Origin of the sequence: Conexibacter arvalis, assembly GCF_014199525.1 — a bacterium.
GTDB classification, from domain to species: Bacteria; Actinomycetota; Thermoleophilia; order Solirubrobacterales; family Solirubrobacteraceae; genus Conexibacter; species Conexibacter arvalis.
The window spans coordinates 517,800-542,836 of the sequence record NZ_JACHNU010000001.1; the positions used below are offsets into that span (position 1 = coordinate 517,800).

Sequence of the window (25,037 nt, forward strand, 5' to 3'; positions counted from 1 at the left end):
GCGCCGAGCGGGCATCGTATGATCGCCCGGTGCCCAACCCGCGCGGACATACCGCCGACGACTACCTCGAAGCGATCTACGCGCTCGTCTTCCCGGTCGGCGAGTACCGGCCGGCCGACGCCGCGACGCCGATCGCCGCCCGCGTCGCCGACCGCCTCGGCGTCTCGCGCGCGGCCGTCGGCGAGACGCTGAGACGGCTGGAGGACGAGGGGCTCGTCGAGCGGCTGCCCAACCGCTGGATCAACCTGACGCCCAAGGGCATCGCGCGGGCCGAGCAGGTCGTGCGCCGCCGCCGCATCTTCGAGCGGTTCCTGACCGACTTCCTCGACTACGAGCCGGCGGAGGTCCACGACGCCGCCGCCGGCGTCGGCGACGCCTTCAGCGACGAGATGGTCGAGCGGATGCACGAGCGGCTCGGCCGTCCGGAGCGCGATCCGCACGGTTGGCCGGTCGCGCCGCAGGTCGAGCAGGCCGAGAACGAGCAGCTGCTGACGCTGGCCGAGCTGACGGCCGGCGAGGGCGCCGAGATCGTCCGCGTCGCCAAGGACGACCGCGACCTGATCGGCTGGCTGTACGCCGAGGGATTCCGCCCCGGCGCGCACGTCCACGTCGAGGACGTCCAGCCGGCGGCCGGCCACCTGCGGGTGCGGATGAGCGGCGACGGCCCGAGCGGCGACGAGCGACTGATCGCCGAGAAGGCGGCGCGCAGCCTCTTCGTGCGGCGCGCCGTCGACTGACGGCCACCCCCCGGACCGGGGGCCTGCTCCGCCCGGGTGCCCCACAATGGGGAGCCGCACGCGGCGGAGGCGGTCGCCGATCCAGTAGACCCGTCGCGTCGCACGCCGTTCCGACTGAACCCAAAAGGAGCTTCATGGCAACCGCATCCGCGCCCACCCTGCCGCGTCGCGGCCTCGTCCTCGCCGACGCGATCCCCGGTGCTCGCGTGCGCGACGCCGTCCTGGTGCTCGCCGGCGCCCTGCTCACGGCGCTGCTGGCGCAGGTCGCGATCCCCGTCCCGCCGTCGCCGGTGCCGGTGACCGGCCAGACGCTCGCCGTCGGCCTCGTCGGCGCGACGCTCGGCGCCCGCCGCGGCACCGCCGCGATGGGCCTCTACGTCCTCATGGGCCTGTTCATGCCGGTCTACTCCGACGGCGGCCAGGGCTGGGACGTCCTCACCGGCGCCAGCGGCGGCTACATCTTCGGCTTCATCGTCGCGACCGGCGTCGTCGGCTGGCTCGCCGAGCGCGGCGCCGACCGCAAGGCGCTGACGGCGTTCGTCTCCTTCTGCGCCGCCCAGCTGATCGTCTTCGCCTTCGGCCTCGTCGGCCTCAAGCTGGCCGTCGGCCAGGACTGGAGCTGGACGATCCACAACGGCCTCACGATCTTCATCGTCGGCGGCCTGATCAAGGCGCTGATCGGCGCCGCGGTCCTGCCCTCCGCCTGGAACCTCGCCAGACGGTTCGAGCGCGGCTGACCGTCCGCGCGGATGCCGGAGCCCGCACCGGGCTCCGGCACCGCCCGCCGGCGGCCGGCCGCCGGCCCTCCTCGACCCCCTCGCCCGCGCCGCCGAGTTGACACGACCGGCAGGTCGGGGATGATCCGGACCATGTCCGACTCTCCGACCCACGGGCACGGCGGCGCTCCCGCCGAGTCCAAGCGCGACCGCAACCGCACCATCGCGGTCGGCATCCTCGCCACGCTCGCCGCGGTCTTCGCTGTGGCCAACCTCGACGAGGTGAAGGTCAGCTTCCTCTTCGGGTCGGTGCACATGCCGTTGATCATCGTGATCGTCGGCTGCCTGCTGATCGGCGCCGCGATCGGCGCCTTCCTGACGCGGCGCGGCTCCAAGCGGGGCTGAGCCGCGGCTACAGCGTCGCCGCCGCCTCCGCGAGCGGTCGCGCGAGATCGGCCGCGAGGGCGACGATCTGCTCGTCGGCCGTGACGAGCAGCGCGCCCGCGCCCTCGGCGACGGCGACGTACGCGGCGTCGTACGCGGTCAGCCCGGCCGCCGTCCAGCGCGCCACCGCCGGCAGCGGCGGCTCGATCAGCTCGAACCGAAGCCCGCCGAGCGCCTCGACGAGCGCGTCGAGCCGCTCGGCCGGCCAGCGCCATTTGCGACCGGCCGCGTTGACGACCTCGAGTGGCAGGAGCGACGGGGCGAGGAAGCGGAGCCTGCCGGCCTCGAAGGCGGCGAGCACCGCCTCCGCCTCCTCGACCTGCGCCTCGCCGTCGGGCCGCAGCCACTTGACGACGACCGACGCGTCGACGACGACGTCGTTCACGGGAATCGCTCCCCGCGCTCGTCGCGCATCCGCCGCACGAGCGCGGTCGTGTCCTCGGTCGTCGCGGCCGGCGCGCCGGCGAGCGAGCGCAGGCGCGCGATCGCGCCGCGGACCTCGGGCGTCGCGCCCGGGCCGAGCCGGCGGTCGATGTCGTTGCGCGCCAGCTCGGAGAGGTAGGCGCTGCGCGTGAGGCCGCGGTCACGCGCGGTGCGGTCGATGCGCCGCAGGAGGGGGTCTTCGATCGTTACGAGCACCTTTGCCATGCAGCCAGGATATGCGGGATATCTCAAGGGGGCAAGCGAGTGTTTGTTGTGATTTGCAGGGAAGATGTGGCGGTCCCGCACACCGCTGTGACGGGATCGCGATACTGAGGCGCGATGGACGACCCGATGCCGATCACGCGCGACCTCGCGCTGCCGCTCTCGGAGATCGCGCTGCGCGCGAGCCGCTCGTCGGGCCCGGGCGGCCAGCACGCGAACGTGACCGCGTCGCGGATCGAGGCGGTCTTCGACGTCGCCGCCTCCGCGACGCTCGCGCCGTGGCAGAAGGAGCGGATCAGAGCGCGCTGCGGACCGCGCGTCACCGCCGTCGCGCAGGAGGCCCGCAGCCAGCTGCGCAACCGCGAGCTGGCGCTGGAGCGGCTGCGCGAACGGCTCGCGGCGGCGCTGGCCGTGCCGCGCCATCGCACGCCGACCAGACCGACGCGGGCGTCGAGAAGACGGCGGTCGGAGGCGAAGCGCCGGCACTCCCAGCGCAAGCAGGCCCGCCGCCGGCCGGGCGGCGGGTGGGAGTAGCCGGGCGGCGCTAGGCTGCCGCCGATGACGACGAGAACGCCCGCTCCCGAGGCCGAGCTGACGCTGGAGCAGGCGGTCGGCCTGCGGCTGGCGCGGCAGCGGCTCGACCGGCCGGCGCCGCCCGCGGAGGCGCTCGGCGTCGTCTCCGGCCTCTGCGGGCTGCATGCGCAGCTGATGTCGAGCGCGGAGCTGACGCTGTGGGCGCGCGTCGACGGGCTCTCGACCGCGACGCCGTCGCGACGGCGCTGTGGGAGGAGCGCACGCTCGTGAAGACGTGGGCGATGCGGGGGACGCTCCACCTGCTGCCGGCCGCCGAGTACGGCGCGTGGATCGGCGCGCTCGCCGCCCGCGCGCCCCGCGCCTACCTCAACGCGAGCCGGCTGCGCTACTTCGGCGTCACACGCGAGCAGGTCGAGCGGATCGCGGGCGCGCTCGACGCGGTCCTGCGCGACGGCACGACGCGCAGCCGCGCCGAGCTGGCGGAGGCGGTCGCGCGCGAGAGCGGCGAGGCGGCGCTCGGCGAGCAGGTGCGCGAGAGCTGGGGCTCGCTGCTCAAGCACGCCGCCGCCGTCGGCGCGCTGATCTTCGGCCCCGGCGACGGCCAGCAGGTCCGCTTCACCCACCCGACCGCATGGCTCGGCGGCTGGGAGCCGGAGCCGGCCGAGACGGCGCTCGCCGCCGCGGCGCGCCGCTGGCTGGCGCTCGCCGGCCCGATGACGCGCGAGGAGCTGGCGCGCTGGTGGGGCGTCTCGCCGGCCGACGGCAGACGGCTGCTGCGGGGGCTCGGCGACGAGGTCGCGCCCGTGACCGTCGGCGGCGAGCCGATGTGGGCGCTCGCCGCCGACCTTCCGGCGCTCGCCGCGGCGGCGCCGACCGAGGGCGTCGTGCGCCTGCTGCCGGCCTTCGACCAGTGGACGATCGCCGCGACGCGGCATGCCGAGGCGCTGCTGCCTGCCGGCGTCGGTCGGGAGCGGATCTACCGCGCGCAGGGCTGGATCTCTCCGGTGCTGGTCGTCGACGGCCGCTTCGCCGGCCTCTGGAGACACGAGCGGGCCGGCGGCGAGCTGCGCGTCGCGATCGAGCCGTTCGGCAGAACGCCGCGCGCCGTCAGAGCGGCCGCGGAGGCCGAGGCGCGCCGGCTCGGCGCCTTCCTCGGCTCCGAGCCGGCGCTTCGCTGGGGGCCGCTCGACTAGGGTCGGCCGATGCGCCGCCTGTTCGGCCCGCTCTTCATCGCGACGGGCATCCTCCACTTCGTCATCCCGCGCGTCTACGAGGCGATCATGCCCGACTGGCTGCCGGCCCACCGCGAGCTCGTCCACGCCAGCGGCGTCGCCGAGATCGCCGCCGGCGCCGCGCTGCTGCACCCGCGCACGCGCCGCCTCGGCGGCACGCTGAGCGTCGCGACGCTGGTCGCCGTCTTCCCCGCGAACCTGCACATGGCGCTCAACGCCGAGCGCTACGAGGCGGTCCCGGGCGGGCGCGCGGCGCTGCTGGCGCGGCTGCCGCTGCAGCTCGCGCTGATCGCCTGGGCGCGCGCCGCCGCGCGCGACTGACGCGAACCGCAAATCGGCACCTGGACACGTTCTCCCACATACCGGTCCGTTCCGCGTAGGGTCGGACGGTCAACGGACCTTGGGAGGAGAGGTCATGGGGAAACACTCGCGCCGCGCTCGCCGCGGCGCCGTCGCGCCGCTCGGCGCGACGGCCCGTCGCGCGCTGGTCGTCGTCCTGCTCGCCGCGCTCGCGTCGCTGTCCGCCGCCGGCGCGGCCGCGGCGGAGAAGTACGTCGCGCTCGGCGACTCGTACGCGTCGGGCACCGGCACGCGCCAGTACACCGACGCCGGCTGCCAGCGCAGCGTCTACGCCTATCCGTCGCTGATCGACGCGCAGCGGCCGGACACCGACCTCGTCTTCGCCGCCTGCTCGGGCGCGACGACGAGCAGCGTGCTGAGCGGCCAGGTCGCGTCGCTGACCAGCGACACCGACATCGTCACCATCAGCGTCGGCGGCAACGACGCCGGCTTCTCGAGCGTCATCACCCAGTGCGCGCTGCCGTGGCCGTGGTCGTGCACCTCGCACCTGAACGACGCGCAGGCGTTCATCAGAGGCACGCTGCCGGGCCGCCTCGACAGCGTCTACGCCGAGATCGCCAGACGGGCGCCGGCCGCGACCGTCGTCGTGCTCGGCTACCCGCGCCTGTTCATGGGCGTCGACTGCAACGCCGGCACCTTCTTCAGCGGCGACGAGCTGACGCGGATGAACCAGACCGCCGACCTGCTGCGCGACGTCACCAGAGCGCGCGCGACGGCCGCCGGCTTCGCCTTCGTCGACGCGATCCCGGCCTTCACCGGGCATGCCGTCTGCTCCAGCAGCGAGTGGATCAACGGGCTCTCCAACCCGGTCGGCGAGAGCTACCACCCGAACAGAGCCGGGCACAGCGCCGGCTACGCGCCGCTCGTGCGCGCGGTGATCGGCTGACGTGAAGCACTGAATTCCGACCGCGACATCACGGTGAACGTGGCGCGTTGGCGTTTACCGTGAGACGCGCACGTACTTCACTCTCACGCCGTCGGAGCCGATGAACGGGCCATGGACCCCGCCTCGCACCCGGTCGCCGGTGCGGTGCGCGCGTCGGCCGATCGTCTGCGCGCATGGCTGCCGCACGGCTCATCGCTGCCCGACGAGGTCTGGCGCCGCCGGCACGCCGGCCTGCTCGCGCTGCTGTGGGCGCACGTCCCCGCGCTCTTCGTCTTCGCGCTCGCCAGCGGCGTCTCGACCGGCCACGCGCTGCTGGAGCTGGTGCCGATCGTCTCCTGCGCCGCGGTCGGGCACGCCGAGCGGCTCGGCCGCAGCGGCCGCGCCGCCGCCGTGACGATCGGCCTGCTGACCTGCTCGGCGCTCCTCGTCCACCTGTGGGGCGGCACGATCGAGGCCCACTTCCACTACTTCGTGATGGTCGCCGCGCTCGCCGCCTACGAGGAGTGGTTCCCGTACCTGCTCGCGTTCGGCTACGTCGTCCTCCAGCACGGGCTGATGGGGATGATGGAGCCCGGCTCGGTCTACGCCCACGGCGAGGGCGACGAGCGCAGCCCGTGGCTGTGGGCCGCGGTCAACGGCGGCTTCATCGCCGCGCTCGGGATCGCGAGCATGGTGACGTGGCGGGCCAACGAGGACGTGCGCGCCCACATGCGCGCGAGCGAGCGCCGCTTCCACAGCGCCTTCGACGACGCGCCGATCGGGATGGCGCTGCTCGACCGCGACGGCCGCTTCCTCGACGCCAACCGCTCGCTCGCGCGCCAGTCGGGCTACTCGCGCGAGGAGCTGCTGTCGCTGCACGTGTGGGCGCTGTGCGAGGCGAAGCTGCGGGAGGAGCACGCGGCCCGGTGGCCGCCGGCCGCGGACGTGCGCGTCCTCGAGTACGCGCTCGAGCGCAAGGACGGCTCGCTCGGCTGGGCGCTCTGGAGCGTCTCGCGGATGCACGGCGCCGACGACGCCGTCGACAGCTACGTGATGCAGATCCTCGACGTGACCGACCGCCGCCGCGCCGAGGAGCAGCTCGCCTACCAGGCCCACCACGACCCGCTGACGGGACTCCCCAACCGCACGCAGCTGTCGGAGCGGCTGACCGACGCGCTCGCCCGCGGCGCCGAGCATCGCCGCGGCGTCGCCGTCATCTTCGTCGACCTCGACAACTTCAAGGTCATCAACGACTCGCTCGGCCATGAAGCCGGCGACCGGCTGCTGCGCGACGTCTCCGAGCGGCTGCGGCGCGTGTTGGGCCCCGGCGACCTGCTCGCCCGCTTCGGCGGCGACGAGCTGGCGGTCTGCGTCGAGCAGGTCGACGACGAGGGCCGCGCGCTGAGGATCGCCGACCGGATGGCGACGGCGCTGCGCGCGCCGTTCGTGCTCGACGGCGAGCAGCGGTTCGTGACCGCCAGCTTCGGGATCGCGATCGCCGGCCCCGACGACGTCGACCGCTCGCCCGAGACGTTGCTGCGCGACGCCGACGCCGCGATGTACCGCGCGAAGGAGCGCGGCAAGGCCCGCTCGGAGGTCTTCGACACGACGATGCGGCGGCGGGCGGTCGAGCGGCTCGAGCTGGAGAGCGGACTGCGCGAGGCGCTCGCGCGCGAGCAGCTGCGGATCGTCTACCAGCCCGAGGTGTCGCTCGAGCACGGCCGGATCGTCGCGGTCGAGGCGCTGCTGCGGTGGGAGCACCCGCAGCTGGGCCCGGTCTCGCCGGCGCGGTTCATCCCGATCGCCGAGCAGAGCGGCCTGATCGTCCCGATCGGCGCCTGGGCGCTGCACGAGGCATGCCGCCAGGCGGCGCGCTGGAACGCGCAGCCGGGCGGCGAGGAGGTCGTCGTCGCGGTCAACCTCTCACCGCGCCAGCTCGGTGCGAGCGACCTGGCCGCGACGGTGCGCGGCGCGCTCGCCGGCTCCGGCCTGTCGCCCGAGCGGCTCTGCCTGGAGATCACCGAGAGCGCCGTGATGGCCGATCCCGACGCGGCGATCGAGTCGCTCCACCGGCTGAAGGCGCTCGGCGTGAAGCTGGCGATCGACGACTTCGGCGTCGGCTACTCGTCGCTCAGCCATCTGCGCGAGCTGCTGCCGGTCGACGTGCTGAAGATCGACAGATCGTTCATCGACGGCGTCGTGCGACGCGGCGAGGACAAGGCGATCGTGACGGCGATCGTCGAGCTGGCCCGCTCGCTCGGCGTCGACGCCGTCGCCGAGGGCGTCGAGACGGCCGAGCAGGCGTCGCTGCTGCACGAGCTGCGCTGCCACGTCGCGCAGGGCTTCCACTTCGCCAGACCGCAGGCGGCGGCCGACGTCGCGCAGCTGCTCGACGTCCACCAGCTCGGCGAGCTGCTCGGGTAGCGCGAGGCGTCAGGCGCCGAGGTCGCGCAGCTCCGCGACCAGCGAGGCGCCCGAGCGGCCGGAGCTGACGCGGACCCGGTTGAGCACGAAGCGGGCGCCCGCCTCGGGCGAGGCGAGGCCCGGGTTGACCGTCGTCGCGCCGAGGTAGCCGGCCTGCTCGACGGCGGCGATCACGGCGTCGTCGTATCTGCCGGCGGGATAGCAGAAGAAGTCGACCGGGACGCCGAAGGCGCGCTGCAGCCGTCTGCGCGACTCGCCAACCTCGCGCGCGAGCGCCGCGGCGTCGACGGTCGTCAGGTCGGGATGGTCGATCGTGTGCGAGCCGATCTCCCAGCCGAGCGCGATCAGCTCTCTCACCTGACCGGGCGTGACGCCGTAGTCGGGCTCGTGGAGGTTGCCGAGCTTGAGGTTGAGGACGGCCGGCCAGCCCAGTCTCGCGAGGATCGGACGGGCGTTGAGGTAGTTGGAGCGGTAGCCGTCGTCGATCGAGACGACGACCGCTCTCGCCGGCAGCGGGCCGCCTCTGTGCCACGCCGCCCACACCTCGCTCTGGGTGACCGCGACGTAGCCGGCGTCGCGCAGCGCCGTCATCTGATCCTCGAACTCCGACCGGCTGACGTACAGGTCGGGGAAGGGCGCGTCGGCCGGCGGGTCGGTCGTGACGTGGTACATGAGGATCGGCACCGGCCGCGGCGGCCCCGGTCTGCCCATGTCGCGTCTCGTCGTCGGGTCGGCCGGCCCGCTCGGAGGCGCTCTTCTCGCGTTCGCGCGGACGCCGTCCTCGCGCGCGGCGGTCGTCGCGACGGCGTGCGCCGTCGGCGTGTCGTCGCCGGCCGTCACGGCAACGACGAGCGCGACGACGGCCGCGATCGCGGCGGCGATCACGAGCAGCGCCGCGACGCGCCGTCGCATGATGTGCGGCGGGGTCCCTGACATTCCCAAGAGGCAGCATGGTGCCAGAAGCGGACGGGAAGCTTCCCTCCATGGACGAGGCGCGGAAGCTCGCGCGGTCGCTGCGGCCGCTGGTGCGCGACGAGCGCGTGCTGGAGGCGGTCGCCGCCGTCCCCCGCCATCTGTTCGTGCCGGCCGGCCTGCGCGAGCGGGCGTACGAGAACGTCCCGCTGCCGATCGGCAAGGGCCAGACGATCTCCCAGCCGCTGATCGTCGCGCGGATGCTGGAGCTGCTCGCGCTGCGGCCGGGCGACCGCGTGCTCGACGTCGGCACCGGCTCCGGCTGGCATGCGGCGCTGCTCGCCGAGCTCGCCTCCCGCGTCTGGACGATCGAGCGGCTGCCCTCGCTCAGCCGCTGGGCCGAGCGGAACCTGCGCGCCGCCGGCTTCGGCCCCGAGCGGGTGACGGTGATCGCCGGCGACGGCTCGCGCGGGCTGCCCGACGAGGCGCCGTTCGACGCGATCAACGTCGCCGCCGCCGCATGGCCGGCCGTGCCGGAGCCGCTCGAGCGCCAGCTCGCGCCGGGCGGGCGGCTGGTCGCCCCGGTCGGCGCCAGCGGGCAGCAGCTCGTGCTCGTCGAGCGCAGCGCCGAGGGCGCCGCGCTGGAGCGCACGCCGCTGGAGGCGGTCCGCTTCGTGCCGTTGATCGAGGGGGAGGCGTAGCGCCGCGGCGGCCGCCCGCAGCGCGCGACGGCCCCGCGCACGGAGCGGGCGCGATCGCGGTCGACGCGGGAGGGCGGCTCAGCCCGCGGGCGCCGCGGTCGTCTCGCGCTTGACGAGGTGCGGCGGGAAGACCTCGCGCCGCGGCGGGGCGGCGGGCGGCGGGGAGCCGCCGGCCGGCCGCAGCCGCTCCAGCAGCAGCCGCACCGACCGCTTCGCCATCTGCGCGAGCGGCTGGCGGATCGTCGTCAGCGCGAACGCCTCCCAGCCGGCCATCGCGATGTCGTCGTAGCCGACGATCGACAGCCGCCGCGGCACCTCGACGCCCAGCCGCTTGGCGGCGTCGAGCGCGCCGAAGGCGACGACGTCGCTGGCGCAGACGACCGCCGTCGGCGGCTCCGGCAGCCGCAGCAGCTCGACGCAGCCCTGGTAGCCGGAGTGGTGGGAGAAGGAGCCGGCGCGGCGCAGCTCGGGCGCCAGCGGAAGGCCGCGCGCGGCGAGCGCGGCGCGCATCCCCTGCTCGCGGTCGCGCGCGGTCGACGTGTTCGGCGGCCCGGCGATCAGGCCGATCCGCCGGTGGCCGAGCTCGAGCAGGTGGTCGACGACGAGCGCACCGCCGGCGACGTTGTCGGAGAGGACGCGGTCGGCGGCGATCTCGTCGAGGTCGCGGTTGAGCAGCACGAGCGGGACGCCGAGGCGGGGCAGCCGCGCGGCGAGGCCGTCGTCGAGCGTCGCGGAGACGACGATCAGCCCGTCGACCGAGCGGCCGCGCAGGTGGCGGGCGAGGTCGTCGGCGCGCGGGTCGTTGAGCAGCACCGTCGCGTAGCCCTCGCGGCCGAGCTCGGCGTGGAGCACCTCGACGATCTCGGGATAGAAGGGGTTGGTGATGTCGGCGACGACGACCCCGACCGTGAGCGTGCGGCCGGTCGTCAGCCAGCGGGCCGCCGCGTCGGGGACGTAGGCGAGCCGCTCGGCCGCCGCGCGCACGCGCGCGAGCGTGTCGGGCGCGACGCGCGGATCGCCGCGCAGCGCGCGGGAGACGGTCGTCTGCGAGAGGCCGACCTCGCGGGCGATGTCGCGGCTGGTGACCGACATGACTCAGCCGTGCAGCATATGCGACGAGCGGCGTCGCGAGCGCGTTCGCCTGTGCGAACGGACGATGCCGCGCTTGCCGACTGATCGCATATGCTATAGCGTGACTCCGGAGTCATCAAAGGAGTCATCGATGTCAGTCGTTCTGAAAGCCGCCGCCCGCGCCAAGGAGGGCGACGAGCCGGCAGCGCCCGGCGGGGGCGCGACCGCGCCGGGAAGCCACGGGGGAGCCGCGGCGGCCGCGACCGGCGACGGGGTCGCCGCCGTCGTCGCCGGGATCGTGCGCGACGTGCGTCAGCGCGGCGACGCCGCCGTCCGCGAGCTGTCCGCCCGCTTCGATCGCTGGGCGCCGGAGTCGTTCCGGCTGACCGAGGAGCAGATCGTCGCCTGCCTCGCGCAGGTCGACGAGCAGGCGCTCGCGGACCTGCGCTGGTGCCAGGAGCAGGTCCGCGCCTTCGCGCTCGCGCAGCGGGCGACGCTCGGCGACCTCGAGGTCGAGACCCAGCCGGGCGTCCGGCTCGGTCACCGCCACGTCCCGATCGAGCGCGTCGGCGCGTACGTCCCCGGCGGCCGCTACCCGATGCTCGCCTCGGCAGCGATGTCGATCGTCACCGCCAAGGCGGCCGGCGTCGACCACGTGATCGCCTGCACCCCGCCGCTCGACGGCGCGCCGCCGGCGATCACCGTCGCCGCGATGCACGTCGCCGGCGCCGACGAGATCCTGGTCCTCGGCGGCGTCCAGGCGATCGCGGCGATGGCCGTCGGGACCGAGACCGTCGCGAAGGTCGACTTCCTCGCCGGCCCGGGCAACAGCTACGTCGCGGAGGCGAAGCGACAGCTGTTCGGCGAGGTCGGGATCGACCTCTTCGCCGGCCCGACCGAGATCCTCGTGATCGCCGACGACGGCGCCGACCCGGAGATCGTCGCCGCCGACCTGCTCGGACAGGCCGAGCACGGCCCGACCTCCCCGGCCGTGCTGATCTCCACCAGCGAGCGGGTCGCGCGCGCGACGCTCGCCGAGATCGACCGCCAGCTCGAGACGCTGCCGACCGCCGACGTCGCCGGCCCCGCCTGGCGCGACTTCGGCGCGGTCCACGTCGTCGGCGGCGACGAGGAGGCCGCGGCGCTGGCCGACGACTACGCCTACGAGCACGTCGAGATCCTCACCGCCGATCCGCGCTGGTACCTGGAGCGGCTGCGCAACTACGGCGCGCTCTTCCTCGGCGAGGGCACGACCGTCGCGTACGGCGACAAGGCGATCGGCACCAACCACGTCCTGCCGACCGCCGGCGCCGCCCGCTACACCGGCGGCCTCTGGGTCGGCAAGTACCTCAAGACCGTCACCTACCAGGAGTGCGACCCGGAGGCGAGCGTCCGGATCGGCGAGATCTGCGCCCGCCAATGCCGCCAGGAGCGGTTCGAGGGCCACGCGCGCAGCTGCGACGTGCGCGTGCGCAAATACGCCGACGCGCTGACCGGCGCGCGGCAGCCGTGACCACCCGCGTGCGCGGCGGCGGGCGGGCACGCGCCGCCGCCGCGCGCGCCAGAGCAAGGAGAGAGCCGATGTCCATCTGGTCAGCCGCGCGCCGCGCGGCTCCGACCGCGCTCGCCGCCGCCGCCGTCGCGTGCGTCGCGAGCGCCCAACCCGCGGCCGCGGCGCCGGGCGACCCCTCCGCCGACGTCACCGCCGCGCCGTACCACGCCGCCGGCGACGACGCCACGAACGACCGCGCCGCGATCCAGCAGGCGATCGACGACATCGCCGCCAAGGGCGGCGGCGAGGTCGTGATCCCGTCCGGCAGGACGTTCCTGACGGGAAGCCTGATGCTCAAGTCGGGCGTCACGCTGCGGCTCGACGGCACGCTCAGACAGAGCCAGGAGATCGGCGACTACGCGAAGGCGCCGGTGCCCGGGCTCGACATGCCGACCGACATCCCGTGGCATCGCGCGTACTTCCACAACGACCCGCTGATCGGCGCGGTCGGCGTCCGCGACGTCGCGATCGTCGGCAGCGGCATGCTGCAGATGACCCACCAGGCCGACCACGCGAGACGGATCGACGTGATCCCGGTCGGCTTCTTCGAGGCGAGACGGTTCGCGGTCCGCGGCATCACGATCCGCGAGGCGCGCACGACGATCATCACGATGCTGCACAGCAGCGACGGCACGGTCGCCAACGTCGACGTCGCGACCTCCAGAGACCTCGGCGCCGACGGCATCGTCGTGAGCGGCTCCCAGCACGTGAAGGTGCTGCACAACAGGGTCCGCACGAGCGACGACGGCATCGTGCTGGAGACCAAGCACCTCGACCCGCGCGACGAGGGCTCGTGGTGGTCGTCGGCCACCTCGACGCCGCTGCACGACGTAGAGGTCGCGTACAACGACATCGAGAACTTCGGCGTCCGCAACGCGATCGCCTTCCTGCCGTGGGCCAGCACGCCGGCCGACAAGCGCGACGCGGAGATCTCCGACCTCTGGATCCACGACAACAGACTCGTGTCGCGCAACGACACCTGGGTCAACTGCGACTGCGACAACCCGTTCAACCCGGAGAGAAGACCGTTCGTCCAGCCGATCCGGCGTGGCGAGCAGGCGCCGATGACGCGCGTCGTGATCGAGAGAAACGAGGTCGACGGCCAGATGTGGCCGTTCTACTCGTGGGTGCCGCCCTACTTCACCGACTCGCGCCTGCAGGTCGACTTCCCGAACGTCCGCGCGCTGATGAACGGCGACTTCGAGCAGACGGCCGCCGTCTGGTGGAGCCCGGAGGGCAACGCCGGCGCGACCGACCGGGCGGCTGACGTGCCGGAGGCGGCCGAGGCGGCGTTCGCGCGGCGCGGCGGCGACTTCGCCGGCTGGCTGGAGACCCGCCGCAACGAGCCGGCCGCGCTCATGCAGGGCATCGCGCTCGAGGACGCCGCCGAGCTGCAGCTCAACCGCTTCGGCCTCGGCACGAGCATGACGTACACGCTCGAGGCGGACGTGGTCACCAGCGGCCACGCCTTCGCGCTCGTCGCGTACGACACCTGCGCCGACAGGGTCCTCGCCCGCCGGCTCGTCGCCCCGCGCGAGTGGCGCCGCGAGCGGCTGCTGATCCCGGTCACGGCGAGCTGCGACCTCGTCCGCGTCGGCATCGAGCGGACGGCCGCCGACGGCGCCTGGGCGATCGTCGACGACGTCGAGCTGCACATGCCGGTGATCGACTCCGAGGACCCGCGCTGGGTGCTGAGAGGGACGTGGGCGCGCGACTGGTCCGGCTGGGACGCCGGCGGCACCGATCACCACAACGGCGAGGCCGGCGCCTCGGCCGCGATCGCGTTCGAGGGCAGACGGGCGAAGCTGTACGGCGCGAACAAGCCGTTCGGCGGGATCGGCGAGCTGGCGGTCGACGGCGTCGTCGCCGGCACCGCCGACTTCTTCGGCGCGCAGATCGGCGGCCTGGAGAAGTTCGACACCGGCGAGCTGGGCGCCGGCACGCACACGATCAGGCTCACGACGACCGGCGACAGAGACCCCGCGTCGGAGGGCATCTACACGAGCTTCGACGCGCTCGTGCTGCCGGAGTGGGCCGAGCCGGCCGCACCGGACCCGCATCTCGACGAGCTGCGCCCGGACCTGACGGGGCTGGTCGTGCCGGCGAGAGCGCTCGTCGGCCACCCCGTCTCCTTCGACGCGCCGACGTGGGCGCCGCTCGGCGGGCCGGTGACGGTCGCGTGGACGCTCGGCGACGGCGCGACGGCGAGCGGCACCCGCGCGACGCACGTCTACGACGCGCCCGGCACGTACACGGTGACGGTCACGGCGAGCGACACGCACGGCGAGACGACGACCGCGACGCGCACGATCGCCGTCTCCTCCGGTCCGAGCGGCGACCGCGGGGCCGACGGGGCGCCCGGCGCCGACGGCGCGCCGGGCGAGCGCGGCGCCGACGGCGCCCCGGGGGCGACCGGACCGGCGGGCCCGGCAGGCCCGGGCGGATCGGTCGGGCCGGCGGGTCCGGCGGGCCCTGCCGGCGCGAAGGGCGACACGGGGGCGAAGGGGGCGAAGGGCGACCGCGGCGCGACGCCGCGGATCGCCGTCCGCTGCACGCTCGTGAAGCGCCGTACCGCCATCCGCTGCAAGGTCGCGACGACCACCGCCCGCGCCAAGCGGTCGCGCATCACCGCGACCTTCCGCGCCGGCGGCCGGACCGTGAAGGCGAGCGGCAGGGGCCGCGTCGCCGCGACGGTCCGACCGCGCAAGCTGACCGCCCGCACGCGCGTGTCGATCGCGCTGCGCGTCGACGGGCGGGTCCACAGGCTGGTCGTGCCGACGGACACGGCACGCCGGCTCGCGCCGCTCCGCTAGCCGCGGCGCGAGGCGCCGCGCGCGGCCGGTCCTCCCGGGGAGGGCCGGCCGCCCGGCGCAGGCGCCGCCGAGTGACGCGACGCGGGGTGCGCGCGACGGGACGGCGTGCTGGCGGCGCGCCCGGAGGACGGCCGCTACGCGACCGGGTGGCGCGCGGACATGTCGGCCCGCACGATCGCGCCGTCGGCGACCTCGAAGACGGCGACGAGCTCGTTCGTGCCGGCAGGCCCGGTCACCTGCTCGTGCGCGACCGCCCAGCGGCCGCCGATCTCGTGCAGCGCGCTGACCTCGCAGCGCAGCGGGCGCTGCGTGAAGCGCTCGGCGTAGAGCGCGCGCAGCGCCTCCTTGCCGGCGACCGGGTCGGGGCCGAGGCCGTTGACGACGGCGTCGTCGGCGTAGGTGGCGAGGAACGCCTCGAGGTCGGCGGCGTTGAACGCGTCGACCTGGGCGAGGAAGACCTGGGCGGGGTCAGGCATCGATGCGGAGCCCTCCGTTGACGTCGTAGGTGGCGCCGGTCGTGAAGCCGGCGGCGGGCGAGGCGAGCAGCGCGATCGCCGAGGCGGCCTCCTCGGGGCGGCCGAACCGTCTCAGCGGCACGGCGGCGGCGAGGTCGTCGTGGCGCGCGTCGCCGAGCTGGCTGGTGATGCCGCTCTCGACCGGGCCGGGCGCGACGACGTTGACGCGGATCCCCTCCGCCGCCAGCAGCCGCGCGTAGGTGCGCGAGAGCGCGAGGATCGCGCCCTTGCTGGCGGCGTAGTGGACGCTGGTCGAGACGCCGCCGGCCTGGCCGGCGAGCGAGGCGACGTTGACGACGGAGCGGTCGCCGGAGGCGGCGCGCAGCAGCGGCAGCGCGCCGCGCAGCATCAGGAACGTCCCGCGCGCGTTGGTCTCGTTGACCGCGTCCCACTCGTCGACGGTGATCTCGTCCGCGGCGGTGTAGGGGCAGATGCCGCCGTTGTTGACGAGCACGTGCAGCTCTCCCCAGGAGGCGCGCGCCTCCTCCAGCACCGCGTCGATCGACGCCGGGTCGCGCAGGTCGAGCCGCGCGACGCGCGGCGCCGCTCCGCGCTCGGCGCACGCCGCGGCGGTCGCGGCGGCGCCCTCGGCGTCGCGGGCGTAGGTGATCAGCAGCTCGCAGCCGGCCGCGGCAAGCGCGACGGCGGTCGCCGCGCCGATGCCGGAGCTGGCCCCGGTCACGAGCGCGCGGCGCGGGGCGGGCGGGTCGGTTCGATCGCTCATCGTTCTCGGCGTGTCCTCTCGGTCAGGGTCTGGCGTCGGGATCGGCGGCGAGGCGCCATGCGACCGGCCGTCCGCCGGCGCGCGCGACGAGCCCGCGCGCGGCGAGCTCCTCGAGGTGGCCGACGACCGGCTGCGCGAGCGTCCCGTCGGCCGCCGGCGGCCAGCTGCGCACCCGCTCCGCGACGGCCGCGATCAGCTCGGCGGCCGTCCGCGGCGCGCCGCCGGCGAGGGCGTCGAGCACCGCCCGCTCGATCGCGTCGCAGGCGCGCTCGCTCTCGTCGAGGAAGGCGGCGACCCGGTCGCCGCCCTCGACGACCGGGAAGTGCGAGGTCAGCAGCCGGCTCGGCGCGAGCGCCCGCAGGCGCGCGATCGTCGCGCGGTAGTCGGCGACGTCGCGGTAGGTCGGCGCGAACGCCGCCCTGCCGTCGCCGTCGCGCGCAGCGGCGCCGAGCACGGCGTCGGCGACGATCGCGGTGCCGTCGGCGGGGTCGTGCAGGGCGAGGTGGCCGGGCGTGTGGCCGGGCAGGTGGAGCACGTCGAGCGCCCAGCCGCCGCCGAGGTCGAGCCGGTCGCCGTCGGCGACCGTCTCGGTCACCGCGCCGTCGTCGGCGTTGTCGCGCACCCACGCGACGAACGCCGGCTCCTGGTCGATCGCGTGCTCGTCGCGGAACTCGCGGTAGCGGCGCGCGAGCATCAGCTCGACGGAGGCGATCTGCTCGCGGTCGCGTGCATGGGCCGCCGCCGGCAGGCCGGGGCGCAGCCGCTGGAGCGCGCCGAGGCCGCCGGAGTGGTCGACGTCGGCGTGGCTGACGACGACGAGGTCGAGCTGCCGGCCGAGCCGCCGCAGCGCCGGCGCGACGGTGCGCGCCGGGGTCGCGGCGACGCCGGCGTCGAGCAGCACCGTGCGCCCCTCGCCGGCGAGCAGGAAGCAGCACAGCTCGCGGCCGTCGAGCGGCTCGGAGAGGCGGTGGATCGTCCCGCTCACCCGGCGCCGCCGTCGTCGTCGTCGGAGCCGGCGGCGGCGGGGAAGCGGGCCGCGTAGGCGGGGTCGACCGGCGAGCTGGCGCAGGCTGCGGTCCAGCCGCCGTCGACCGCGATCGACTGGCCGCTCAGGTAGGAGGCCTCCTTGGAGAGCAGGAAGGCGGCGACCGCGGCGATCTCCTCGGCGCGCGCGATCCGCCGCAGCGGCGGACCCTCGCCCAGCTTCGCCTCGGCCGCGGCCGGGTCGGGGGCGGCGTCGATGTAGCGGCGCAGGTGCGGCGTCATCACGCCGCCGGCCGCGATCGCGTTGGCGCGCACGCCGACCGGCCCGTAGGAGACGGCGACGTTGCGGGTCAGCGCGTCGATCCCGCCCTTCGTGAAGTCGTAGGCGGCGTGGTCGGCGAAGCTCGCGCGGCCGTGGACCGAGGAGACGTTGACGATCGCGCCCGGCAGGCCCTGCTCGCCGAAGGCGCGCACCGCCGCCTCGCAGCCCCAGACGTAGCCGTAGCCGTTGAGGTCGACGATCTCGCGCACGACCGCCTCGTCGAGGTCGTGCAGCGGCGTCCGCTGCGTGATGCCGGCGTTGTTGACCCAGCCGCGCAGCGGCGCCAGCTCGCGCGCGGCCGCCGCGGCGCGGCCGTGGTCGGCGCGGACCGAGGCGTCGCCCTCGACGAGCGCGGCGATCGACGCCGCGACCTCGCGCGCCCGCTCGGCGCTGCGCACGAGGCCGACGACCTGCCAGCCGTCGGCGGCGAGCCGCTCGGCGATCGCGCGGCCGATGCCGGCGCCCGCGCCCGTCACGACGACACTGCGCTCCATCACGTCTGCTCCCATCGCTCGAAGCGGTCCCAGTCGAGGTCGAAGCCGAGGCCCGGCGTCCGCGGCGGGGTCGCGCGGCCGCGCTCGAAGCGCGGGCCGCCGTCGGCGATCAGCAGCGGCGCCGGGTCGTAGCGGTTGCCGCGCGGCGGCTCGCGGTCGAAGGTCTCCACCCCGACGCCGGGCAGGTGGACCGACACCTCCGGGTAGACGTGGCAGGAGACCGGCACGCCGGCGGCGGCCGCCCGCGCCAGCTCGCGCCGCGCGGCGGTCACCCCGCCGATCGCGACGACGTCGAGGCGCAGCACGTCGAGGGCGCCGGCGCCGAGCAGGTCCGCGTACGTGCGCCCGTCGGTGACCTCGTCGCCGACCGCGACCGGCAGGCCGCTCTCGCGCCGGATCCGCGCCGCGCCGGCGGCGTCCTCGGGCGGCAGCGGATCCTCCAGCCAGGCGAGCGCGCCGGCCGGGACCTCCCACTCGCGCAGCTCCGCCAGCGCCTGCTCGGCGTCGCGCCAGCCGAAGCCGACGTCGACGACCGGGCGCGAGCCGGACGACAGCTCCCGAGCCAGCCGCGCGATCAGCTCGCGCATCAGCGCCGCGTCGGGCGAGCGGGCGACCTTCAGCAGCGGCCAGCCGCCGGAGCGGGCGTGGCCGAGCACCTCCTCGGCGAGGTCGGCGGCGGTCCGGCCCGGCGTGCCGTAGGCGGCGACGAGCATCGCCTCCTTCGCCGCGCCGGCGGCGGCGCGGGCGGGATCGCCGAGCGGCGCGCCGCCGGTCGCCTCGCGCGCGAGCAGCTCCCACAGCGGCAGACCGGCGCGCTGGGCGGCGACGTCCCACAGCGCGACGTCGACCAGCCCGAGCGCGCGCACGAGCAGGCCGACGCGGCCGACGATCGCGGTCGCGCGGAAGGCCTGCTCCCAGGCGGCCGCCACGTCGGCCGGCGACTCCAGCGCGAGGCCGGTCACCTGCGGGGCGACCATGCGCGCCACGAGCGCCGCCATCGGCGCCTCGCGCGTGAGGCAGTAGGCCTTCCCGACCAGCCCCTCCTCGGTCACGACCCGCACCGCCGCGTACTCGCGCCGGCGCACCGTCATCGCCCCGAGCTGGAGCGGCTCGGGCAGCGGCACGACGGCGTGCGCGGCCTCGACCGCGCGGATCCGATCGCCGGTCACGACGGCTTCGCGAGCGGCACGCCGTAGTCGGCGAGGAAGCCGCCGTCGACGAACAGCACCTGGCCGTTGACGTAAGCGGCCTGGTCGGAGACGAGGAAGGAGACCATCTGGGCGATCTCCTCGGGCCGGCCGAGGCGGTCGGCCGGGATGCGGTCGAGGATCGCCGCCGGGTCGAGTCTGCCGGCGGCGACGCCCTCGTGGTAGACGCCGGTCTCGATGTAGCCGGGGCCGACGGCGTTGACGCGCACCCCCCGCGCCGCCCACTCGACGCCCGCGGCGCGCGTGAGGCCGATCACGCCGGCCTTCGTCGTCGAGTACGGGGCGCGGCCGGGCGAGCCGCGCTCGCCGGCGATCGAGGTGATGTTGACGATCGCGCCCGCGCCGGCCGCGAGCATGTGGCGGCCGGCGGCCTGGAGGCAGTGGAAGACGCCGTTGAGGTTGACGTCGACGACCTTGCCCCATTCCTCCGCGGTGAGGTCGACGAGCGGGCCGTGGCGCTGGATGCCGGCGTTGTTGACGAGCACGTCGAGCCGGCCGCGGTCGGAGACGATCGCGTCGAACAGCGCGGCGACCGCGTCGCGGTCGGTGACGTCGAGCGCGCGCCACTCGACGCCGCTGCCGGGCGTCTCGCCCTCGACGAGGTCGGCCGCGATCACATGCATGCCGTCGGCCTGCAGGCGCCGCGCGATCGACCAGCCGATCCCCGCCGCGCCGCCGGTGACGACGGCGACCCTCTGCTGCTGCCCGCTCATCGAGCGATCTCCTTCTCCACGTTGCCGACGGCTTCCAGCCCCTCCTTCATCGCCGCGTGCAGCCGCTCGAGCGAGCCGGCCGCCAGCGGCGTCTGCCACGCCGCGTAGGCGCCGCGGTCGTAGGCCGCCTGCGTCGGCAGGTAGACGAAGCCGGGCCCGTTGACGAGGTTGGCGACCAGCAGCGGGCGCTCCGGCAGCTCGGCGCGCAGCGTCCGCTGGAGCCACTGGAACGCCTCGCCGGGGTGGGCGGCGAGCAGCGCGTCGCCGATCCGCCACAGCCAGATCGGATGCCGGACGGTCGGCCCCTCGACGTAGCCGTCGCGCAGCGCGCGCGCCCGCCGCAGCCGCTCGTCGCGGCTCTGGGGGTCGATCCCGGCCCACTCGGCCGCCAGCTGCGCGAGCGTCGGCAGCTCGCGGAAGGCGAGCTCGACCTCGCGCCGCTCGGCGGCGAGCGCGCGCGAACCGGCGTGCGGGACGGCCTCCCACAGCGCCAGCGGCGCGCCCGACTCCTGCACGCCGGACAGCTCCAGCGCGCTGCCGGGCGGCGGCAGCGTCTCCAGCGCGGCGAGCACGGCGTGCGCGACGGCGCGGCCGTGGCGGTCGGCGACCTCGACGTCGCCGACGTACTGCTCGCGCGGGGCGAGGTCGCCCGAGGCGCCCTGCAGGAAGAGGCACGGCGCGCCGGTCGCCGCCTCGACGGTCGCGCGCATCGCGCCGGGCCAGTCGGGCGAGATCAGCCGGCACTGCCAGGCGAGCGTCGTCGGGTGGCAGGCGTAGTTGACGAGCGTCCCGAGCGGCGTACGGCGCTCGTCGGCCGCGGCGATCCGGCCGATCAGCAGCGTGTCGTCCGCTGCGCCGGCCGGGTTGAAGCCGACCAGCGCACGGCCCTCCCGCAGCAGCTCGCGCTCGGCCGCGAGCGCGCACCGTCCGGTCGCCCACTCGATCGTCGCCGGCCGCAGCGCGCCGATCGCCTCGCGCGCCGCCTCGGTCGCGGCGGCCAGCAGGCGGCCGCGGTAGCCGGCGATCTCACCGCCGCCGTCGAGGTCGGCGTCGCCGAGGTCGGTCGACGGGCCGGCGTGGGTGTGCGAGAGCGCGAACAGCAGCCGCTCCGGCGGCAGGTCGAGCGCCTCCAGCAGCGCCGAGCGCAGCGCCCACTCGGAGTCGACGCCGCGCCACCAGCCAAGGTCGGCCTCGATCAGCACGAGCGGCCGCTCGCCGGCGGCCGGCGCGCCCTCCTCGCCGGCGGCGGCCAGCGCGAGCGCGCTGAGCGTCAGCGGCCGGTGGACGCCCGCGGCGACGTCCCACGTCGCAGGCCCCCAGTTGCGCGCGCGGATGCCGGGCGGCGGGGTGATGTCGCGGCGGGCGACGCCGGCCAGGCCGGCGAACGACGGGGTCTCGACGATCACGCGCCGACCCCCTCGGCCAGCGCCGCGCTGCGGCGGCGGTGGCGCTCGGTCGCCGGGTCGGCCGACGGGATCGCGGCCATCAGCCCTCTCGTGTACTCCTGCCGCGGGTCGCCGAACAGCTCGTCGCGGCTTCCCTGCTCGACGATCCTGCCGTGCTGCATGACACAGACCGTCTGCGCCATGTAGCGGATGACGGCGAGGTCGTGGCTGATGAAGAGGTAGGTGAGGCCGAGCCGCCGCTGGAGGTCGCGGAGGAGGTTGAGGATCTGCGCCTGGATCGAGACGTCGAGCGCGGAGACCGATTCGTCGAGCACTACGAAGTCGGGGTCGAGCGCGAGGGCGCGCGCGATCGCGACGCGCTGGCACTGGCCGCCGGACATCTCGCGCGGGCGGCGGTCCCGGTAGGCGGGGCCGAGGCCGACGAGGTCGAGCAGCTCCGCGACGCGCGCGGCGCGGGTCGCGCGGTCGCCGACGCCGTGCGCCTCCAGCGGCGCGGCGACGATCTGGGCGACCGACTGGCGGCGGTTGAGCGCCGCGAACGGATCCTGGAAGACCATCTGCATCCGCCGCCGCAGCCTGCGCATCTCCCCTCTGCCCAGTCTCGTCACCTCCTGGCCGTCGAACCTGACCGAGCCGGAGTCGAGCGGGAGCAGGCCGAGCAGCGCGCGTGAGACGGTCGACTTGCCCGAGCCGGACTCGCCGACGAGGCCGAACGTCTCGCCGCGGCGGATCGTCAGCGACACGTCGTCGAGCGCCTGCAGCTGCTCGCCGTGGCCGAGCCGGAACGTCTTCATCAGGTGCTCGGCGACGACGAGCGGGGCGCCGGCCTCCGGCGCGGCGGCGGGCGTGGCGTCAGGCGCCGACATGCGTGTCCTCCTTCGCGGCCGCGGCCCGCTCGTCGGCGAGATGGCACTCGACGAGCCGGCCGGCGACCTCCTCCAGCAGCGGCGCCTGCGCCGTGCAGACGTCGCGCGCGTAGCGGCAGCGCGGATGGAAGCTGCAGCCCTGCGGCAGCCGGCCCGCGAGCGGCGGCTGCCCGCCGATCGTCGGGATCGGCTGGTCGAGGTCGAGCGTCAGGTCGACCGCGGCGCCGAGCAGCGCCTCGGTGTACGGGTGCAGCGGGGTGCCGTAGAGCGGCTCGGCCTCGGTGCGCTCGACGATCCGGCCGCCGTACATCACCTGCACGGTGTCGCAGAAGCCGGCCGCGACGCCGAGGTCGTGCGTGATCAGCATCACCGCCGTCCCGCGCTCGTCGACCAGCCGGTCGAGCAGGTCCATGATCCGCGCCTGCGTCGTCACGTCGAGCGCGGTCGTCGGCTCGTCGCAGATCAGCACCGCCGGGTCGGCGCACATCGCCATCGCGATCATCACGCGCTGCCGCATGCCGCCCGAGAACTCGTGCGGATATTGCTCGACCCGCCGCGCCGGGTGCGGGACGCCGACGTCGTCGAGCAGCTCGATCGCCCGCTCGCGCGCGGCGCTCCTGTCGGCGATCCCGTGCAGCCGGATCGCCTCCTCGAGCTGCCGGCCGATCGTGAAGACCGGATTGAGCGCCGACATCGGGTCCTGGTAGACCATCGCGACCCGGCCGCCGCGGATCCGCTCCATCTCGCGCGGCTTCAGCTTCAGCAGGTCCCTTCCCTCCAGCAGCACCTCGCCCCGCAGCGTCGCCCGCCGCGCCAGCCGCATGATCGCCAGCGCGGTCAGCGACTTGCCGGAGCCGGACTCGCCGACGAGGCCGAGTCGCTCGCCCCTGCGCAGCGCGAAGGAGACGCCGCGCACCGGTTCGATCTCGCCGAACGACACGCACAGGTCGCGCACGTCCAGCACGGTCTCGGTCGTCATCCGGTCCGTCCTCGCAGGTCGTCGGTGCCGCCGAGCTGATCGGCGAGCAGGTTGAGCATCCAGATCGTCACGAAGATCGCGAGCGCGGGGAAGATCACGTACGTCGTCGACTGGTACATCTTCTGGTAGCCCTGCTGGAGCAGCGTGCCCCAGGAGGCGTCCGGCGGCTGGATGCCGAGGCCGACGAAGCTGAGCGCGGCCTCCAGGATCAGCGCGTTGGCGGCGTTGATCGCCGCCTGCACGCCGAGCGGCGCCGAGATGTTCGGCAGCAGCTCGCGCAGCATCAGCCGCGGCGTCGAGGCGCCGTAGGCGACCGCCGCGGTGAAGTAGTCGGCCTGCAGCTCGCCGAGCACCGCCGAGCGCACCATGCGCGCGGTGACCGGCGTCAGCAGCGCGCCGATGATGATCGCCAGGCCCGGGCCGGTGGCGCCGAAGGCGGCGACGAAGACGAGCGCGAACAGCATCTGCGGGATCGCCATCGTCACGTCGGCGAAGCGCATCAGCAGCTCGTCGACCAGCCCTCTGCCGAAGGCGGCGGCGAAGCCCCACACCGCGCCGGCGAGCATCGCCACGAGCGTCGCGCCGAAGGCGATGCCGAGCGAGTAGCGGCCGCCGTAGAGGACGCGGCTGAAGAGGTCGCGGCCGAGCTCGTCGGTGCCGAACGGGTGGGAGCCGCTCGGGCTGAGGAAGCGCTCGGTCGGCGCCAGTCTCGTCGGGTCGTACGGGGCGACCGCCGACGCGAGCAGGCAGGCGAGGACGATCGTGCCGAGCACGCCGAGCGCCACCTTCGTGACGACCGGCCGGCGGCGCCCAAGGGTGCGGCCGCGGCGGCGCAGGCCGATGGCGGAGACGCTAGCCACGGGAGCCACCTCCCACGCGCAGGCGCGGGTCGAGCACGCCGTAGAGCAGGTCGACGACGAGCGTGGTGAAGATGAACAGCGCCGAGATCAGCAGCACGACCGACTGCAGCACCGCGTAGTCGCGCTTGAAGACCGACTCGACGGCGAGCGATCCGAGGCCGGGGATGCCGAAGACGTACTCGATGATGACGGCGCCGCCGAGCGTGTAGCCGACGATCATGCCGAGCATCGTCAGGCCCGGGATCAGCGCGTTGCGGAGCGCGTGGCCGATCACGACGCGCCGTCTCGGCACGCCCTTGCCCTCGGCGGTGCGCACGTAGGAGGAGGCGAGCGCCTCGATCATCGACGCGCGCAGGAAGCGCAGCACGAGCGGGGAGGCCGCGAACGCGAGCGTCAGCGCCGGCATCACCATCCGCTCGAGGTTGCCGACGGGATCGTCGGCGAACGGCACGTAGCCGCGTGCCGGCAGCACTCTCAGCTGCACGGCGAAGACCATGATCAGCAGGACGCCGAGCAGGAACTGCGGCAGCGCCATGCCGGCGGTCGAGAGCCCCGTCGCGAAGCGGTCGAAGGCGCCGCCCGGGTTGAGGGAGCACTTGACCGCCGCCGGCACCGCGATCAGCAGCGAGAACAGGATCGCGATGAAGGTCAGCTCGAGCGTCGGCCCGATGCGGCGGCTGATCAGCTCGGTGACCGAGAACTGCGAGAAGTAGGACTGGCCGAAGTCACCCGTCAGCGCTCCGCCGATCCAGCTGAAGTACTGCGAGAGGATCGAGTCCTCGAGGCCGGCGTCGCGGCGGAGTCTGTCGAGCAGCTCCGGGTTGGCGCCGGCGGTCGCGCCGAGGCGCGTGATGACGGGGTCGCCGGGCAGGAGCCGCAGGACCGCGAAGACGAGGACCGACGCGGCGACCAGCATCAGGATGCTGGTCGCCACACGGCGGAGCACGAAACGGGTCACGT

General features: G+C 75.0%; 27 protein-coding genes. 12 read left to right on the top strand and 15 right to left on the bottom strand.

Going from position 1 to position 25,037, the window contains the following annotated elements:
• Positions 1-29: 29 nt before the first annotated feature.
• The 3 genes from BDZ31_RS25760 to BDZ31_RS02400 all read left to right on the top strand — a co-directional run bounded on the left by BDZ31_RS25760 (position 30) and on the right by BDZ31_RS02400 (position 1,858).
• On the top strand, positions 30-737 hold the full coding sequence (locus BDZ31_RS25760; RefSeq protein ID WP_183338614.1) for an iron dependent repressor, metal binding and dimerization domain protein: 708 nt from the start codon (positions 30-32) through the stop codon (positions 735-737).
• A 134-nt stretch (positions 738-871) separates the two neighbouring features.
• Positions 872-1,474, top strand: a complete 603-nt coding sequence (locus BDZ31_RS02395) for a biotin transporter BioY (protein ID WP_183338616.1) — start codon at positions 872-874, stop codon at positions 1,472-1,474.
• A 132-nt stretch (positions 1,475-1,606) separates the two neighbouring features.
• On the top strand, positions 1,607-1,858 hold the full coding sequence (locus BDZ31_RS02400; RefSeq protein WP_183338618.1) for a LapA family protein: 252 nt from the start codon (positions 1,607-1,609) through the stop codon (positions 1,856-1,858).
• A 7-nt stretch (positions 1,859-1,865) separates the two neighbouring features.
• On the opposite strand, the gene BDZ31_RS02405 is transcribed toward BDZ31_RS02400, so the two are convergent.
• The gene (locus BDZ31_RS02405) at positions 1,866-2,282 is read right to left on the bottom strand and encodes a PIN domain-containing protein (protein ID WP_183338620.1); all 417 of its coding nucleotides are present in this window, start codon (positions 2,280-2,282) and stop codon (positions 1,866-1,868) included.
• Positions 2,279-2,545: a type II toxin-antitoxin system HicB family antitoxin gene (locus tag BDZ31_RS02410; RefSeq protein ID WP_183338622.1), complete on the bottom strand. Its 267-nt coding sequence runs from the start codon at positions 2,543-2,545 to the stop codon at positions 2,279-2,281. Before BDZ31_RS02410 ends, BDZ31_RS02405 begins: the two co-directional genes overlap by 4 nt.
• A 114-nt stretch (positions 2,546-2,659) precedes the next feature.
• Between BDZ31_RS02410 and arfB the strand changes: the two genes are divergently transcribed.
• The 6 genes from arfB (at position 2,660) to BDZ31_RS02440 (ending at position 7,957) form a co-directional block, all read left to right on the top strand.
• Positions 2,660-3,076 (top strand): alternative ribosome rescue aminoacyl-tRNA hydrolase ArfB, encoded by a 417-nt coding sequence (arfB, locus tag BDZ31_RS02415; RefSeq protein WP_246344387.1) that lies wholly within the window; start codon positions 2,660-2,662, stop codon positions 3,074-3,076.
• Positions 3,077-3,100: 24 nt separating this feature from the next.
• Entirely contained in the window at positions 3,101-3,346 is a 246-nt protein-coding gene (locus BDZ31_RS02420; protein WP_183338624.1) for a hypothetical protein, read from the top strand.
• Positions 3,274-4,269, top strand: a complete 996-nt coding sequence (locus BDZ31_RS02425; RefSeq protein ID WP_183338626.1) for a DNA glycosylase AlkZ-like family protein — start codon at positions 3,274-3,276, stop codon at positions 4,267-4,269. The genes BDZ31_RS02420 and BDZ31_RS02425 overlap by 73 nt, the downstream gene beginning before the upstream one ends.
• A gap of 9 nt (positions 4,270-4,278) precedes the next feature.
• On the top strand, positions 4,279-4,629 hold the full coding sequence (locus tag BDZ31_RS02430) for a DoxX family protein (RefSeq protein ID WP_183338628.1): 351 nt from the start codon (positions 4,279-4,281) through the stop codon (positions 4,627-4,629).
• A 94-nt stretch (positions 4,630-4,723) separates the two neighbouring features.
• Positions 4,724-5,554 (top strand): SGNH/GDSL hydrolase family protein, encoded by an 831-nt coding sequence (locus BDZ31_RS02435; protein WP_183338630.1) that lies wholly within the window; start codon positions 4,724-4,726, stop codon positions 5,552-5,554.
• Between the two features lie 111 nt (positions 5,555-5,665).
• Entirely contained in the window at positions 5,666-7,957 is a 2,292-nt protein-coding gene (locus tag BDZ31_RS02440; RefSeq protein ID WP_183338632.1) for a putative bifunctional diguanylate cyclase/phosphodiesterase, read from the top strand.
• Positions 7,958-7,966: 9 nt separating this feature from the next.
• On the opposite strand, the gene BDZ31_RS02445 is transcribed toward BDZ31_RS02440, so the two are convergent.
• The gene (locus tag BDZ31_RS02445; protein ID WP_183338634.1) at positions 7,967-8,893 is read right to left on the bottom strand and encodes a polysaccharide deacetylase family protein; all 927 of its coding nucleotides are present in this window, start codon (positions 8,891-8,893) and stop codon (positions 7,967-7,969) included.
• 47 nt (positions 8,894-8,940) lie between these two features.
• Here BDZ31_RS02445 and BDZ31_RS02450 point away from each other — a divergent pair, with 47 nt between their 5' ends.
• Complete coding sequence (locus BDZ31_RS02450; protein WP_183338636.1) at positions 8,941-9,570, top strand: protein-L-isoaspartate(D-aspartate) O-methyltransferase; 630 nt, start codon at positions 8,941-8,943, stop codon at positions 9,568-9,570.
• Positions 9,571-9,648: 78 nt separating this feature from the next.
• Here the strand turns inward: BDZ31_RS02450 and BDZ31_RS02455 are convergent, their stop codons facing one another.
• The gene (locus BDZ31_RS02455) at positions 9,649-10,662 is read right to left on the bottom strand and encodes a LacI family DNA-binding transcriptional regulator (protein WP_183338638.1); all 1,014 of its coding nucleotides are present in this window, start codon (positions 10,660-10,662) and stop codon (positions 9,649-9,651) included.
• Between the two features lie 130 nt (positions 10,663-10,792).
• On the opposite strand from BDZ31_RS02455, the gene hisD reads away from it, so the two are divergent.
• Together hisD and BDZ31_RS02465 are read left to right on the top strand one after the other, a co-directional pair.
• Positions 10,793-12,154, top strand: a complete 1,362-nt coding sequence (hisD, locus tag BDZ31_RS02460; RefSeq protein ID WP_183338640.1) for a histidinol dehydrogenase — start codon at positions 10,793-10,795, stop codon at positions 12,152-12,154.
• A gap of 68 nt (positions 12,155-12,222) precedes the next feature.
• Positions 12,223-15,006 (top strand): PKD domain-containing protein, encoded by a 2,784-nt coding sequence (locus BDZ31_RS02465; protein ID WP_183338642.1) that lies wholly within the window; start codon positions 12,223-12,225, stop codon positions 15,004-15,006.
• Positions 15,007-15,140: 134 nt separating this feature from the next.
• On the opposite strand, the gene BDZ31_RS02470 is transcribed toward BDZ31_RS02465, so the two are convergent.
• Genes BDZ31_RS02470 through BDZ31_RS02520 form a run of 11 tightly spaced genes read right to left on the bottom strand, consistent with a single transcriptional unit; the run spans position 15,141 to position 25,035 of the window.
• Entirely contained in the window at positions 15,141-15,482 is a 342-nt protein-coding gene (locus BDZ31_RS02470) for a nuclear transport factor 2 family protein (RefSeq protein WP_183338644.1), read from the bottom strand.
• A complete protein-coding gene (locus BDZ31_RS02475; protein ID WP_183338646.1) occupies positions 15,475-16,245 on the bottom strand; it encodes an SDR family NAD(P)-dependent oxidoreductase in 771 nt (256 codons plus the stop codon). Before BDZ31_RS02475 ends, BDZ31_RS02470 begins: the two co-directional genes overlap by 8 nt.
• A gap of 22 nt (positions 16,246-16,267) precedes the next feature.
• A complete protein-coding gene (locus BDZ31_RS02480; protein ID WP_183338648.1) occupies positions 16,268-17,230 on the bottom strand; it encodes an MBL fold metallo-hydrolase in 963 nt (320 codons plus the stop codon).
• Positions 17,227-18,060, bottom strand: coding sequence for an SDR family NAD(P)-dependent oxidoreductase (locus BDZ31_RS02485; protein WP_183338650.1), 834 nt, complete (start codon positions 18,058-18,060; stop codon positions 17,227-17,229). The genes BDZ31_RS02480 and BDZ31_RS02485 overlap by 4 nt, the downstream gene beginning before the upstream one ends.
• Positions 18,045-19,214: an enolase C-terminal domain-like protein gene (locus BDZ31_RS25765; protein WP_221242789.1), complete on the bottom strand. Its 1,170-nt coding sequence runs from the start codon at positions 19,212-19,214 to the stop codon at positions 18,045-18,047. Before BDZ31_RS25765 ends, BDZ31_RS02485 begins: the two co-directional genes overlap by 16 nt.
• Positions 19,211-19,966, bottom strand: coding sequence for an SDR family NAD(P)-dependent oxidoreductase (locus BDZ31_RS02495; RefSeq protein WP_183338652.1), 756 nt, complete (start codon positions 19,964-19,966; stop codon positions 19,211-19,213). The genes BDZ31_RS25765 and BDZ31_RS02495 overlap by 4 nt, the downstream gene beginning before the upstream one ends.
• Positions 19,963-21,372 carry a hypothetical protein gene (locus BDZ31_RS02500; RefSeq protein ID WP_183338654.1) on the bottom strand — a complete coding sequence of 470 codons (1,410 nt, stop codon included), beginning with the start codon at positions 21,370-21,372 and terminating at the stop codon, positions 19,963-19,965. Before BDZ31_RS02500 ends, BDZ31_RS02495 begins: the two co-directional genes overlap by 4 nt.
• Positions 21,369-22,238 carry an ATP-binding cassette domain-containing protein gene (locus BDZ31_RS02505; RefSeq protein WP_183338656.1) on the bottom strand — a complete coding sequence of 290 codons (870 nt, stop codon included), beginning with the start codon at positions 22,236-22,238 and terminating at the stop codon, positions 21,369-21,371. The genes BDZ31_RS02500 and BDZ31_RS02505 overlap by 4 nt, the downstream gene beginning before the upstream one ends.
• Positions 22,225-23,217: an ABC transporter ATP-binding protein gene (locus BDZ31_RS02510; RefSeq protein WP_183338658.1), complete on the bottom strand. Its 993-nt coding sequence runs from the start codon at positions 23,215-23,217 to the stop codon at positions 22,225-22,227. Before BDZ31_RS02510 ends, BDZ31_RS02505 begins: the two co-directional genes overlap by 14 nt.
• Positions 23,214-24,077, bottom strand: a complete 864-nt coding sequence (locus BDZ31_RS02515; RefSeq protein ID WP_183338660.1) for an ABC transporter permease subunit — start codon at positions 24,075-24,077, stop codon at positions 23,214-23,216. The genes BDZ31_RS02510 and BDZ31_RS02515 overlap by 4 nt, the downstream gene beginning before the upstream one ends.
• Positions 24,070-25,035 (bottom strand): ABC transporter permease subunit, encoded by a 966-nt coding sequence (locus BDZ31_RS02520; RefSeq protein ID WP_183338662.1) that lies wholly within the window; start codon positions 25,033-25,035, stop codon positions 24,070-24,072. The genes BDZ31_RS02515 and BDZ31_RS02520 overlap by 8 nt, the downstream gene beginning before the upstream one ends.
• Between the last annotated feature and the right edge of the window lie 2 nt (positions 25,036-25,037).

What these genes read in the sequence shown, in the direction of transcription:
- BDZ31_RS02395 (WP_183338616.1), top strand. Translation starts at nt 872, where the DNA reads ATGGCAACCGCATCCGCGCCCACCCTGCCGCGTCGCGGCCTCGTCCTC.
- BDZ31_RS02400 (WP_183338618.1), top strand. Translation starts at nt 1,607, where the DNA reads ATGTCCGACTCTCCGACCCACGGGCACGGCGGCGCTCCCGCCGAGTCC.
- BDZ31_RS02410 (WP_183338622.1), bottom strand. Translation starts at nt 2,545, where the DNA reads ATGGCAAAGGTGCTCGTAACGATCGAAGACCCCCTCCTGCGGCGCATC.
- arfB (WP_246344387.1), top strand. Translation starts at nt 2,660, where the DNA reads ATGGACGACCCGATGCCGATCACGCGCGACCTCGCGCTGCCGCTCTCG.
- BDZ31_RS02420 (WP_183338624.1), top strand. Translation starts at nt 3,101, where the DNA reads ATGACGACGAGAACGCCCGCTCCCGAGGCCGAGCTGACGCTGGAGCAG.
- BDZ31_RS02430 (WP_183338628.1), top strand. Translation starts at nt 4,279, where the DNA reads ATGCGCCGCCTGTTCGGCCCGCTCTTCATCGCGACGGGCATCCTCCAC.
- BDZ31_RS02435 (WP_183338630.1), top strand. Translation starts at nt 4,724, where the DNA reads ATGGGGAAACACTCGCGCCGCGCTCGCCGCGGCGCCGTCGCGCCGCTC.
- BDZ31_RS02440 (WP_183338632.1), top strand. Translation starts at nt 5,666, where the DNA reads ATGGACCCCGCCTCGCACCCGGTCGCCGGTGCGGTGCGCGCGTCGGCC.
- BDZ31_RS02445 (WP_183338634.1), bottom strand. Translation starts at nt 8,893, where the DNA reads ATGTCAGGGACCCCGCCGCACATCATGCGACGGCGCGTCGCGGCGCTG.
- BDZ31_RS02450 (WP_183338636.1), top strand. Translation starts at nt 8,941, where the DNA reads ATGGACGAGGCGCGGAAGCTCGCGCGGTCGCTGCGGCCGCTGGTGCGC.
- BDZ31_RS02455 (WP_183338638.1), bottom strand. Translation starts at nt 10,662, where the DNA reads ATGTCGGTCACCAGCCGCGACATCGCCCGCGAGGTCGGCCTCTCGCAG.
- hisD (WP_183338640.1), top strand. Translation starts at nt 10,793, where the DNA reads ATGTCAGTCGTTCTGAAAGCCGCCGCCCGCGCCAAGGAGGGCGACGAG.
- BDZ31_RS02465 (WP_183338642.1), top strand. Translation starts at nt 12,223, where the DNA reads ATGTCCATCTGGTCAGCCGCGCGCCGCGCGGCTCCGACCGCGCTCGCC.
- BDZ31_RS02470 (WP_183338644.1), bottom strand. Translation starts at nt 15,482, where the DNA reads ATGCCTGACCCCGCCCAGGTCTTCCTCGCCCAGGTCGACGCGTTCAAC.
- BDZ31_RS02475 (WP_183338646.1), bottom strand. Translation starts at nt 16,245, where the DNA reads ATGAGCGATCGAACCGACCCGCCCGCCCCGCGCCGCGCGCTCGTGACC.
- BDZ31_RS02485 (WP_183338650.1), bottom strand. Translation starts at nt 18,060, where the DNA reads ATGGGAGCAGACGTGATGGAGCGCAGTGTCGTCGTGACGGGCGCGGGC.
- BDZ31_RS02495 (WP_183338652.1), bottom strand. Translation starts at nt 19,966, where the DNA reads ATGAGCGGGCAGCAGCAGAGGGTCGCCGTCGTCACCGGCGGCGCGGCG.
- BDZ31_RS02505 (WP_183338656.1), bottom strand. Translation starts at nt 22,238, where the DNA reads ATGTCGGCGCCTGACGCCACGCCCGCCGCCGCGCCGGAGGCCGGCGCC.
- BDZ31_RS02510 (WP_183338658.1), bottom strand. Translation starts at nt 23,217, where the DNA reads ATGACGACCGAGACCGTGCTGGACGTGCGCGACCTGTGCGTGTCGTTC.